Annotated in this window: 14 protein-coding genes; 10 read left to right on the top strand and 4 right to left on the bottom strand. The window is 39.7% G+C overall.

Going from position 1 to position 12,375, the window contains the following annotated elements; translation table 11 throughout:
- The first annotated feature begins 307 nt into the window (after nt 1-307).
- Nucleotides 308-550, top strand: coding sequence for a hypothetical protein (locus MKY77_RS20750; protein ID WP_339147540.1), 243 nt, complete (start codon nt 308-310; stop codon nt 548-550).
- A 185-nt stretch (nt 551-735) separates the two neighbouring features.
- Nucleotides 736-2,085: a glucose-6-phosphate isomerase gene (locus MKY77_RS20745; protein WP_237663231.1), complete on the top strand. Its 1,350-nt coding sequence runs from the start codon at nt 736-738 to the stop codon at nt 2,083-2,085.
- A gap of 522 nt (nt 2,086-2,607) precedes the next feature.
- Here the strand turns inward: MKY77_RS20745 and MKY77_RS20740 are convergent.
- On the bottom strand, nt 2,608-2,739 hold the full coding sequence (locus MKY77_RS20740; RefSeq protein WP_339147539.1) for a hypothetical protein: 132 nt from the start codon (nt 2,737-2,739) through the stop codon (nt 2,608-2,610).
- Between the two features lie 48 nt (nt 2,740-2,787).
- Here MKY77_RS20740 and MKY77_RS20735 point away from each other — a divergent pair, with 48 nt between their 5' ends.
- Complete coding sequence (locus MKY77_RS20735; protein WP_339147538.1) at nt 2,788-3,195, top strand: YugN-like family protein; 408 nt, start codon at nt 2,788-2,790, stop codon at nt 3,193-3,195.
- Here the strand turns inward: MKY77_RS20735 and MKY77_RS20730 are convergent.
- Nucleotides 3,192-4,202, bottom strand: coding sequence for a potassium channel family protein (locus tag MKY77_RS20730; RefSeq protein ID WP_339147537.1), 1,011 nt, complete (start codon nt 4,200-4,202; stop codon nt 3,192-3,194). The two genes, MKY77_RS20735 and MKY77_RS20730, sit on opposite strands and share 4 nt — an antisense overlap.
- On the bottom strand, nt 4,203-4,451 hold the full coding sequence (locus tag MKY77_RS20725; protein WP_339147536.1) for an atypical membrane-integrating protein (Mistic protein): 249 nt from the start codon (nt 4,449-4,451) through the stop codon (nt 4,203-4,205).
- Between the two features lie 133 nt (nt 4,452-4,584).
- Here MKY77_RS20725 and MKY77_RS20720 point away from each other — a divergent pair, with 133 nt between their 5' ends.
- Nucleotides 4,585-4,770 carry an H-type small acid-soluble spore protein gene (locus MKY77_RS20720; RefSeq protein WP_339147535.1) on the top strand — a complete coding sequence of 62 codons (186 nt, stop codon included), beginning with the start codon at nt 4,585-4,587 and terminating at the stop codon, nt 4,768-4,770.
- 123 nt (nt 4,771-4,893) lie between these two features.
- Nucleotides 4,894-5,085: a hypothetical protein gene (locus tag MKY77_RS20715; RefSeq protein ID WP_339147534.1), complete on the top strand. Its 192-nt coding sequence runs from the start codon at nt 4,894-4,896 to the stop codon at nt 5,083-5,085.
- A gap of 27 nt (nt 5,086-5,112) precedes the next feature.
- Here the strand turns inward: MKY77_RS20715 and MKY77_RS20710 are convergent, their stop codons facing one another.
- Nucleotides 5,113-6,273, bottom strand: a complete 1,161-nt coding sequence (locus MKY77_RS20710; protein WP_339147533.1) for a dicarboxylate/amino acid:cation symporter — start codon at nt 6,271-6,273, stop codon at nt 5,113-5,115.
- 435 nt (nt 6,274-6,708) lie between these two features.
- Between MKY77_RS20710 and MKY77_RS20705 the strand changes: the two genes are divergently transcribed.
- The 5 genes from MKY77_RS20705 to MKY77_RS20685 all read left to right on the top strand — a co-directional run bounded on the left by MKY77_RS20705 (nt 6,709) and on the right by MKY77_RS20685 (nt 12,347).
- Nucleotides 6,709-6,906 (top strand): cold-shock protein, encoded by a 198-nt coding sequence (locus MKY77_RS20705; protein ID WP_010196375.1) that lies wholly within the window; start codon nt 6,709-6,711, stop codon nt 6,904-6,906.
- 279 nt (nt 6,907-7,185) lie between these two features.
- Complete coding sequence (locus MKY77_RS20700; RefSeq protein ID WP_339147532.1) at nt 7,186-7,962, top strand: SDR family oxidoreductase; 777 nt, start codon at nt 7,186-7,188, stop codon at nt 7,960-7,962.
- A 106-nt stretch (nt 7,963-8,068) separates the two neighbouring features.
- Nucleotides 8,069-8,467, top strand: a complete 399-nt coding sequence (locus MKY77_RS20695; RefSeq protein WP_342515461.1) for a hypothetical protein — start codon at nt 8,069-8,071, stop codon at nt 8,465-8,467.
- Between the two features lie 7 nt (nt 8,468-8,474).
- Complete coding sequence (locus MKY77_RS20690) at nt 8,475-9,494, top strand: alpha/beta fold hydrolase (protein ID WP_339147530.1); 1,020 nt, start codon at nt 8,475-8,477, stop codon at nt 9,492-9,494.
- 876 nt (nt 9,495-10,370) lie between these two features.
- A complete protein-coding gene (locus MKY77_RS20685; RefSeq protein ID WP_342515460.1) occupies nt 10,371-12,347 on the top strand; it encodes an ATP-binding protein in 1,977 nt (658 codons plus the stop codon).
- Nucleotides 12,348-12,375: the final 28 nt, after the last annotated feature.

Below are 12,375 nucleotides of genomic sequence, written 5' to 3'. Positions count from 1 at the left end.
ATAGTATTCCCTTCTAAACATAAGAAAACAACGCCAAATACCATTTTTTCCTAGGAGGTTATACTCTAACCGGTTTGGTATCTGCCTTGTTACATGTAAAAGGAATAATTATTTGTAAAGAAAAATTACTAAATCAAATTATATACTAAATCATAACCGCTTGCATCCTTGCTGTTTGTTAGTATGGACCGATTTTGTCCTGCATATTAAATATGATAGAAACTAGTCAAAAAGGCTCTGAAAAAATTTTTTCCAGTTGCATAAAATGTCGAATTATTAGCCATGCTAGTCATAGGTGGTGGTATATATGGTGAAAAGAAAAGCAGCTGTTGCCCTATCCATATTTTCTACTTTATTTGCTGGAGCATGGTGGTTAAATGTGGAGCAAAAAAGGGATTATGCGGAGCATTACCATAATGAGGATTCCTCTATTGTGCTAATCGGTTCCAATCAAGGCAACATGAATGTCATCCAGCCATTTAAGCCACGTGAATATATACGGATAGTAGTGGCGAAAAAGGAAAAAGAAGAAGAAGTGGAACCAACCTGATTGAGGGTTGATTTGGAAAAAAGAAAACGGTTATACACTACGTATAGCCGTTTTCTTATGGAAGTAAGCCGAATTTAAATATTTTTTGCAAGAATACGCTTTCATAAGTGGGCCATCCTTGAATTATCGGACAGGATTCTGTAAAGTGAAAATTGGCATGCAAATATGTTTTTGGAGGTTATCATATGACACATATTCGCTTCGATTATAGCAAAGCACTATCGTTTTTCGGCGAACATGAAATTACATACTTACGAGATGCGGTGAAGGTTGCCCATCATTCCTTACATGAAAAAACAGGTGCAGGAAATGATTATCTTGGTTGGATCGACCTGCCTACCGATTATGACAAAGAAGAATTTGCGCGTATCGTAAAAAGCGCAGAAAAAATTAAAAATGATTCCGACATCCTTTTAGTAGTAGGAATCGGTGGTTCTTACCTGGGTGCTCGTGCAGCGCTTGAAATGTTGAATCATTCCTTCTATAATGCTTTAACAAAGGAACAGCGTAAAACTCCTCAAGTCGTTTTTGTTGGTAACAACATCAGTTCTACGTACATGAGGGATTTAATGGATCTTTTAGAAGGTAAAGATTTCTCTATCAACGTGATTTCTAAGTCTGGGACTACCACAGAACCTGCCCTTGCATTCCGCATTTTCCGTAAGCTTCTTGAAGAAAAGTACGGAAAAGAAGAAGCGCGCAAACGTATTTATGCTACTACGGATAAAGCGCGGGGCGCATTAAAAACACTGGCTACGGAAGAAGGCTATGAGTCCTTTATTATTCCTGATGATGTTGGTGGTCGTTATTCTGTTCTAACTGCAGTGGGATTATTGCCGATTGCTGTGTCTGGAGCAGACATTGAAGCGATGATGAAAGGTGCGGCTGATGCAAGTCGTGACTTCTCTAAGTCAGAATTGGAAGAAAATCCAGCATATCAATATGCGGCTGTTAGAAATCTCCTTTATAACAAAGGGAAAACAATTGAAATGCTAATCAATTATGAACCAGGACTTCAATATTTCTCTGAATGGTGGAAACAATTATTCGGTGAAAGTGAAGGGAAGGATCAGAAAGGAATCTTCCCTGCGTCTGCTAATTTCTCAACAGACTTACACTCCATGGGCCAATATGTGCAAGAGGGACGCCGTGATCTGTTCGAAACGATCATCAAAGTGGAAACGCCTCGCCATGAACTGAAAGTGGAAGAGGAAGCATCCGATCTTGATGGATTAAACTATCTTGCAGGTGAGACAGTAGACTTTGTCAACACGAAAGCTTACGAAGGAACACTTCTTGCACACACTGATGGAGGGGTTCCCAACTTAGTTGTTAACATACCTGCAATGGATGCATACACGTTCGGATACCTTGTGTACTTCTTTGAAAAAGCATGTGCGATGAGCGGATACTTACTTGGAGTAAATCCATTTGACCAACCTGGAGTGGAAGCATACAAAGTAAACATGTTCGCTCTTCTTGGCAAACCAGGATTTGAAGAAATTAAAGCAGAATTAGAAAAACGATTGAAGTAATTTTTCTATTGATACAGTTGTACGCGCGGAAATGGGCACAATAAGTACCTAAAGAGCGCGATAGCGTGTACGAGGAAGATATGCATATCCCGCCCTTATTGAGCGGTGGATGCATATCTTTTCTTTTTTTATAAGAATGACGATACTTTTGGTAGTGGTGAATATGGTTTGGGTAGTTCCGGAAGCACTTAATGATTTCTAGATCTGTACGAAATGGTCAGTATTCCGTAAATGTCCGAAGATTTCGAGTTCTTGTCCGAAGTTTCGGAGAAGTTGTCCAAAGATTGTGCTTACTTGTCCGAAGATTGGCCGTAATTGTCCGAACGCAAATTTGAAATGTCCAAACATCGTGAAATATTATCCGAACAACCCCAGTCTTTGTCCGAACCCACTTCCTGAAGTTTACTGAAATGTCCAAACCGAAAAGAAACATGTCCGAATGCATTCGAACCGACCAAAAAATCATTAATTTCTCTTTTTTTACAAGCAAGATCGACTTATTAACACCAAGACCAGACCTTTTCACCCCTTCCTTTCGGCTATTCGAACATAGCCCAGTATAGAAATCCAAAGTGGCGTCTTCAGATCCAAACAAAAAGGGATGGTTCCTTCGACCACAGGGTTGGACGGGACTATCCCTTTTTCATCGTGCATATAAAGCCCTCCATGGGGAAACCTACCCATATAAAAGGAGGGATTGCCATGATTCCTATTCCTTCAAAAATCGAAGGTGCGGAGTTTCAGTTATATAAACTAGAACAAGAACTTAAAGCCATCGGTTATTCCATCGGGGGAAACTGGGACTATGACCACGGCTATTTTGATTACAAAATAGATGACGAAGTGGGCTATCAGTTCTTAAGGGTACCATTTCAATCTGTGGACGGTCAGTTGGATTCTCAAGGGACAACCGTAGAGCTTGGGAGACCGTTCCTGTTATCCCACAAGTACCAAATCGGGATAGACGACAATGTCCATGTATGGAATAGAACTGCGTCCGTTAATCAGTTCTCGGAACCGGAAGACCCTGATGCATCTTTTCCAAAGGAATTCTTAGAGCTTGGGCATACTCTTGTACATGAACTTGAAGCGGTACTTGGAAGGGATTAGTCTTTTATTACAAGTAGACAATCATCTTCTTGTATAAGCGTGTAAAGGGGAGGGTTGACCATTGTGTCCCCTCTCCTTTTTACCCCAATCAATAGGGTTTTATTTTGCAGCAGCTGGTTACTAATCTTTTCGAAAGTTTCTCCTACAAAGCCCTTTTCCGCCTCTAAATATTTTAATTTGCTCCCTTTCAATTGGTCCAACATACTCAACAATGTACTAGACATTCCATTGGACATCATGCTATTAGTCATCACATAGCTTGTAAACATGTTTGTCTGGATTACCTCATCAGCACCTGCCCGCTTGGCATTCTTCACTTGCAAGGAAGTAAGAATCTCTACAATCGTATAGACATCAGGGTTCAATCCTTTTACAGCAAGCAATGTCAGAACAGAGTTCATGTCTGCTTGCACTTCCGTTTTACTTTGATCCGCAGAAATGACTACAAATGCCGCAACCTTCACATTCGCTGCCAATAACGTTTGGTCGTAGCACGGGTTCCCTTTAATGAAATGAACGTTCTGATCATGTAGCGGATTCTTTTCCAGTGTTTGATCAATTAAAACAATAGACAATGGTTTATTGCTCATGGAGTTAATTTGTCTCAACGTTTCTCTGACCCTCTCATTCCAGCCTATTACAATGATATGTTCTGATCCTTTATAATCCACTTTGCCCTCCAAGTAATTACTTTGTGTTGCAATGGCGCTTGCTGCCAATGACACAAAATATGTAGTAACAAATCCTGTTCCAAATAGAATTAGTACAATGCCCAATGCCCTTCCTGTTACAGTGACCGGCACATAATCCCCATACCCAAGAGTTGCTGTTGTGACGATAGCCCACCAGACACCATCAAAGAATGTTGGAAACTCATCGGGTTCAATAAAATGTATCAGCATACCAAATGTAATATTAATAATGAAAATGATGATGAGGATCCTAGCGATTAATGGCCAGTGTACAAATTTGAAAACGAGGGAGGTCTGTTCTTTTATCTTTTCCATTTACTTTTCATCCTCAGTTGAAATGAAAGTAAGCACTTCTTTTACAATGGCGTTTATTTTATTATTCAGTGCCTCTTCCCCATATTTTTCCTTACCGGCTTCAATCAATTTAATAACTTCATCATGGAACGATATGATGGGATTGTCGTCTTCAGACTCATTATAAAACTCAATAAAACGATCCAAGCTTTCGTTCATTTTATCGATTGCATCACTAAGTTGCTCTTTTTCTTCCTGCCTTAACTTCATGTCGTTCACCTCTTCTCCCATTGTTGACAAAATAGTGTAAAGGTTAAACTCCAAAGGAATAAAATGGCTTATATTAGGGAAAATAATTGTGAATGTGTGAGGAAGAATCATTATGAGAGCAGGAGTGACAAACATGGAAGAAAGACGTGCTAGACAAATATTATCCTCATCTGCGACGATTGAGGTCACCTTTGAAGGAACAAAAGTATGGATTGATTCATTAAGTGAGGATGGTAAGACTGCCACAGTTCACCTTCGTGGACCTGGAGAAGAACGTACGCAAGTGGCTGTTTCCGATTTAGTGGAAGCTGGAGAATAGTAGTAGTGGAGGGAGGCTCATTAGTGGGTCTTCTTTAATTTTGGGATGTTCAATGTGCTCAGTCTGGTTTGCTTCCCATAAAAGGCGGGTATCACCTACTATTGATAAGTGAGGTGATAAGAAATGACATCCTTTAATGAAACTGCCATAATTTCTTATGTGGAGTCCAGAATAAGAGAGTATTGCAAGGAGATGGAGCAAACTTCTCCTGGAAGCCTAGACCATGATATTATACTTGGGAAGATGGAAGCATTTAATGAATTCCTTGAACAGTTCGGATACGATAGAGTGCACTGTACAATAAGCGGAAACTAATAAAGGTGGCCATATAGGCCACCTTTATTATCTAGATTGAGTTAGTTTGTCCACCGCATTTGCAATAGCACCGTCACCAGTCACATTGCAGGCAGTACCGAAGCTGTCTTGTGCTAGGTACAGGGCGATCATCAAGGAAACCATCGTAGAATCGAAGCCCAGCATGGTTTGTAAAAGCCCGATAGCAGCCATTACTGCCCCGCCAGGTACACCAGGTGCAGCGATCATTGTCACTCCAAGCATCATGATGAAAGGCAGGACAATGATAAAGGAATAATCCATTCCATTGATGAACATGATGGCCATCGCACAGGAAACAATCGTGATCGTACTTCCGGATAGATGGATATTCGCCAGCAACGGAACGGTGAAGTCAGCCGTTTTCTCCCTGACTCCCATGTTCTTTGTGCGTTGAAGAGTTACAGGAATCGTGGAAGCGGAAGATTGTGTCCCAAGAGCTGTGAAGTAGGCAGCCATCATGGATTTTAGCATCGCAAACGGGTTCTTTTTCGATAAAGCTCCACTTGCAGAGTATTGTAAAAGTAACATAGTAACGTGTAAAAGTATGATAAGGACAAATACTTTGGCAAATACACTGATAATGGTCTGGACTTGTCCACCGTATGTCATATTCGCAAAGATCCCCAAAATATGAATAGGTAGAAGTGGAATGATAACTTTAGAAATAACCAGTTCGATGATACTTCTGAACTCTATCATGGCTGTCTTTAATGTCTCGCCTTTAATCACCGACATTCCAAGTCCTAGAGTGAAAGCGATGATAAGTGCGGTCATCACCTCAAATGGTGCAGGAATTTGAAGCTCCAGGAAGGGGTTCAGCAAAGCTTCTTCCGGATTGTCCATCGCACCAGAAAGGCTGGCATTTTTTAAAAGAGATGGATATAAGGAACTTGCCGCAAAGTAGGCTAATGCTCCTGCTGCAATCGTGGAGAGATAGGCAATGGAAGCGGTGAGACCCAAAAACTTTCCTGCTCCTTTCCCAATTTCCCCAATACCAGGTGCAATGAATGCAATAATGATAAGTGGTATAGCGAAGCCTAGGAAGTTACCGAATATCTCATTAAACGTGACAAATATTCTCACAAACCATTCAGGAGCAAAACTCCCGATTGCCACACCTAATAGAATGGCTACAATAATCCTTGGTAAAAGTCCGAATTTTCTCATGGTGTCCTCCCTATAAATACAGTTGTCTATACTATGGTGAATATTGTACTATCTTACATAATCCACTGGTAAAAAGAAAGATAAATTTTTCCTCATTTTAAAAAACTTTTTTCCAATAACTTTTTTTCGGAGGAGAGTTTTAATCTTACAAGTATAAAAAAATGTTGAATGGGTACAATACTACAGAAATTCACCATAGTTGCAGCAAATCTTGTAAGTCTTCACCCGTAACAAGTATGACTTTTTAAATGGAAGTTACTAGCAAAACCAAATAAGACTTGATTTTTCGTTACATAACCTCTATGATTAAGTTAATTGTTTTTGTTCGGTAAGGCTGATAGAAGGAATTTACTTCAATGTTTTTCGTCTTGAAAGATTATGCAGAGCAAGAATGGTAATACAATTGTGGAATGATCCACTGTAGGAGGAAACATAATGTTAGAAGGTAAAGTAAAATGGTTCAACGCTGAAAAAGGTTTCGGTTTCATCGAAGTAGACGGACAAGACGATGTATTCGTTCACTTCTCTGCTATCCAAGGCGAAGGTTTCAAATCTTTAGAAGAAGGTCAAACAGTAACTTTCGAAATCGAGCAAGGCGCTCGTGGACCTCAAGCAACTAACGTTCAAAAGTAATTTTTGACGTCAGGTAAAAAGGCCCTCCATCCGGAGGGCCTTTTTTGCGTTGTTTTTTGTGGATATTTAAATTTCAACCAACCCTTCAATATATCAACTAAGTCCTTAAAAAGAGCTCCTAACTCCCACAGCACCTCATAATCAAAGAAAGAACTTCCGCCTCCACTATTTCATCAATTTAGACACCCCTACAGTGCTTCTCTACTATACTATATGGAATCTATTAAATATTACTAGTGTTGTAACGGAAAGCCGCAAAACATTAGAGGGGGAACTAGTATGGAAGTAAGGGACTTATTCAATTTGGAAAATAAAACAGCCATTGTGACAGGTGGAGGGAAAGGGCTTGGTGCCCAGATAGCGACGGCACTTGCTGAGGCGGGTGCGAATGTTATTGTATGTTCACGTGATCTGGTCACCTGCCAAAAAGTGAGCGAGGAGTTGAGAAAGAAGGGTGTAAAGTCGATGGCTTTAGCCTGCGACGTTACTGAAGAAGAAGAGATTCAATATGTTATTGACGAAACGGTGAAGCAATTTGGTTCTTTGGACATTCTAGTGAACAACAGTGGAACATCGTGGATGGCACCGACACTGGATTTACCGTCCGACAAGTGGGATAAAGTCATGAATGTGAACCTTAAGGGGCTTTTTTTATTCAGCCAAAAGGCAGCAAGAGTCATGGTGAAACAAGGTGGAGGAAAAATAGTCAATATTGCTTCAGTTTCAGGGCTGGGAGGTACAGACCCAAGTCTAGTGGATACGATTGCGTACAATACGAGCAAAGGGGGAGTCATCACCTTTACTAAAGACCTTGGAGTGAAGCTTGCCCCACATAATATCCAAGTGAATGCCATTGCCCCGGGGATGTTCCCGACAAAAATCACTAAAAGCATCCTTGAACATTCCGCTCCAACACTGAAAGATCAGATTCCCGCAAAACGATTTGGAGGAGAACATGACTTGAAGGGGGCAGCTGTATTTTTGTCTTCTAGAGCATCGGACTATTGTGTTGGGCACATTTTAGTTGTAGATGGAGGGATGACCAGTTTAATTTAGTTATGGAAATCAAAATTGAACATGATGAAAGGGTGAACCAACCATGTGGGGTTCCAATGAAAATAGAAAAGAAAGGAACAAAAGATTAAAAGTCAAAGCAGTTCAAGTGGAAAACCAATTAAATCGGGTGATAAAAGATGGACTCAACCGTGAATCCATTTTGCCGTTCATTGAAATGGAAAGTGAGTGGAAAGCTGAAAAAATTCGCAGGATTAGAGAAGAAGTGGAAGTTCTATCATTGCAATATAATTTCCCTACTAAAAATGATGTAGCAAATATTGCGCGATTGCTTCTTCAAATAGAAGAAAAAATTGATCGTTTGGAAGAGCATATGCATGAGACGGATTACCAAGCAGGTCAATCGGAAGTACAGAGGTCAAAAGCCAAGAAAAATATGGTGAAAATAGTATTGGAAGACATGATGCAACGACAAGCAATCGTATCCAAGCTCCCAGGGATCGATGCGAAAGTTGTCCGTCCCAAAGACGGTGAGCGCGGTGAGTGACTCTCAGATGGATACTTGGAAGAAAAAGATGATTCATTATAACGAGACGCCCTATAAGGATGGAGTTACCCCAAGAGAGTCTGTTTGGAAAAAGAATAAAGCGACCCTTTGGTATTACAAGGCACCTGAAAAAAGATACAACACCCCCATATTCATTATCTACTCCTTGATCAACCAACCCTTTATATTAGATCTGCAAACTGGCGGCAGTACCATTGAAGCACTTGTCCAAAGAGGGTTTGACGTCTATATGATTGATTATGGCAAACCGGGATTAGAGGATAAGGATATGACCCTTAGTGATTACATTACCCATTATATACAACCAGGCATGAAAGTGGCGCTCAACCATTCCAGAGCAGACGAAATTACAATCATGGGTTATTGCTTGGGAGGGACGCTTGCAGCAATCTATGCTTCCGTTGCGGAAGAACCAATAGAAAATCTTATCTTGTTTGTTACACCAATGGACTTCGAAAACCCTGCGTACTTTGACAAATGGGTCAAAGCTCTGCGACAAGGAGAAGTTGATAGTTTCAAATATGTGGAGGAGTTAGGAATCATCCCTGCTTCTCATGTGGAAGCTGGAATAAGAATGGTCACTTCTCCTATATATATCACTCCATACCTTTCTCTCCTATTAAAAGGTCACGATAAAGAATATATGGAAAAATGGCTACGCTTCAATACATGGACAAAAGGGCATATTCCCTTAACAAGCGGGGTTGCCAAGCAGATAACTGAGGACCTGACAAAGGATAACAAGGTGATTAGAAACCTTATGGAAGTGAACGGCAAAAAGGCAATGCTCTCCAATATTACTGCGAATCTATTGGTGGTTGGCACGGAGGGCGACCGTCTTGTTCCACTTGATCACATACTGCCAATTATGGATAAGGTATCTAGCGTGGATAAGCAAACTCACATTCTCAAAGGAGGACATACTGGAACGTCTGTGCATAATGGTAAACTTCCAGCCTATTTAGATCACTGGTTAGATGAACGCTCAAGTCCAATAGAACAATAGTAAGGGAGGAGTCAAAATGGATTTTTTGTATCAGAATTCAAAAATGGAATTGGATCCTTATGTGGAATACATGGGCATAGGAGCTACGGTTTTTAAGATGTTTCTAACTTATCTAAAAGAAAACCAATAGAGAAGCTTTTTAGAGCTTCTCTCAGACTGTTGACAAACTATAAACTAATTAGGTTATCTGTTGGAAGAGTTGATCTTCGTTCCAGGAGCTACGCTTTCCGCGGGCAGTCCGGAAGCCTCCTCGGGCTACGCCCTGCGGGGTCTTCCATGTCCTTTCCTCCCGCAGGAGTCTTCGCTCCTTCCACTGCGATCAACTAGAGTATTTCATTATTTTAAGCTTTGTCTACACACTGAGAGAAGCTTTTTAGAGCTTCTCTTTGTTTTGGTGTTTGTAATACTCTTTTAACAAGGTAAATAATGTTAAGTTTGAAGGGGATAAACATTATTCCAGTAAAGGAGTAAAGGTTTTTTATGGTATTATTAAAAAGTAGTAAAAAGCTTGTGAAATAAGGGTGTTTAGGCTTGAAAAGAGGAGAATTGCTACATGAAAAGTTTGGTTTTGGGTGGTTGTTCAATAGTGTTTAGTTGTAAAATAGCAAAGCATACATATGGAGTATAAAAAACAGACAGTTCAAATAATCGATTATAAAAGCTATAATGCTTATAGTACAAGTATTAATGTGCTACCTTTTCTAAAAAGTTCACGCATGTACGGCCATGTAACATCACCTGCCTTTTACTTTCTTATTATAAGGTAAGTCATGCATGATACGAGGAATTACTTGTCTCTTATATGATTATGAGGTTCATCCTTTAATAAGTGAAGGGAAGGGGTTGAAGATAATCGATATAAATAGTTTGTCTACCTTGAAAACTGATTCTGAAAAAGCAAAAGATATAACCAAAGGGTTTATCTTGTTTGATTCTGACCTAAGAGTCAGTTCGATTGATGATGGTGCCAGGCAAATCCTTGGACTATCCAATCAAGCTGTAATAGGTCGTTTTCTTCCTAATCTATTAAATAAAGATGCACTCGGAATATTACTTAATTATATAAACAGTGTAATACAAGAAGATCAATTTGTACAACAGGATATTAAAGTTTCCGACCATCCAGTTCAATGGTACAACACAACCATTTGCCCTATCTATAATAATCGCTATTCAATCCTATTAGTGGATAACACTCAGCAAAAAATAATGGAAGAATCGCTTGTAAGCAACAATGAAAAGCTCAAAGTCCTTTATGATTCAGCTTCCAAGCTGACCACGATGAAGAACCCAAAGGAATTGCTGGATTCGTTATTTGATAGATTATCTGAAGTATTGGACCTGGATATCTATGTGAATTATATATGGGATAAAGATCAGGACCGCCTTGTATTGGCAAACCACAAAGGTATCTGTAATAAGAAAACCGAACACATGAATTTTATTGAAAAAGGTTCTGCTATATGCGGGACTGTTGCACAGAATATGAAGAAAATGGTAGTGGAGAATGTAGAAAACTGCTCTAACCCAAAAGTTGCTCTCATTCGCTCTTTAGGAATAAAAGCATATGTGTGCGAGCCGTTAATATCATTTGGAGAGCTGGTTGGGACGATTTCTTTCGGTTCCAAGAAACGCACCACTTTTAAATCAGAAGAACTTGATTTAATCCATTCCATTTGTCATCAGGTTACCATCGTATTGGACCGCATGACAAAGGTGGAAGAATTGACTCAAAATACGGAAACGTTGGAAGTGGCAAATCTACATTTGATGAAAAATGAAAGAAAGTTCCGGGATATCTTTGAAGGGGCTCAGGTTGGAATCCTCATTATTGATAATGAAGGGAAAATTATTGAGTTGAATCCTGCTGCTGGATACATTTTAGGGGTTCATAGTGACAAGCTAAATGGAGTAAAGGTCACCACATTTGTCAGTGAAACGAACAAAGTTTCCTTGAGAGAACACGGGGCTCACCTTCTTAAATATGGGAAAGCGCAAGACAATGAATACATAATCATCAGACCGGATGAGTCAGAGCGAATCGTCAGTTTTTCTGCTTCAAAGAATATTTATTATGGGCATCATCTTATAATATTCCATGATTTAACGCTGCAAAAAAATATCCAAAACTCCCTGATTATAGAGAGAAATGAAGCGGAGAGGGTCAGTAAAACAAAGACGAATTTCCTGGCAATGATTGGTCATGAGTTAAGAACACCTTTAAACTCCATTATAGGTTATAGTCAGGTGCTTGAAGAAGACAAGAAGGATCCGCTGACAGAAAAACAAAAAAACAAGCTTGCAAAAATTTTATCCTCAAGCAGGCATCTGTTGCAATTAATCAACAATATCCTTGAGTTGATCAGAATAGATACAAAGCCCGAAACGATTAAAGCAAATGTAAAGACGGTGCGTATAAAAAAAGCGATATGGGATTGCTTACAGGCAAATAAAAATAATGCAAATGATCACGGAGTGACTCTTCATATTGAAAAAGATGTAGAGGATGTTTCCATAAAGATTGATCCCATTCGTTTTCAACAGGTATTGGTCAACCTATTAAATAACGCCATCAAGTACAACAGAAAGAATGGAACGGTCACGCTGTATTGGAGAGTGGACGGTAGTTATTTGGCCATTTTTGTAAAGGATACAGGAATTGGTATTCCAGTGGAACACCAAGAAAACATTTTTGAACCATTTTATCGAATAAATCATCCTGCTTATCATATCGAAGGTACAGGAATAGGTTTGACGCTAGTTAAACAGAACGTACTCGAAATGAAAGGGACCGTAGGCGTTTCAAGTATAGAGGGAACAGGGAGTACCTTTTGGATAAAGGTACCGATATAATACATCGAAAGAAAGGGGTTTTCTTCGA

This window comes from Sutcliffiella sp. FSL R7-0096 (assembly GCF_038595065.1).
Taxonomy (GTDB): Bacteria; Bacillota; Bacilli; order Bacillales; family Bacillaceae_I; genus Sutcliffiella_A.
Note: the sequence above shows the minus strand (reverse complement) of the source record. Positions and strands in the feature narration are given on the sequence as shown.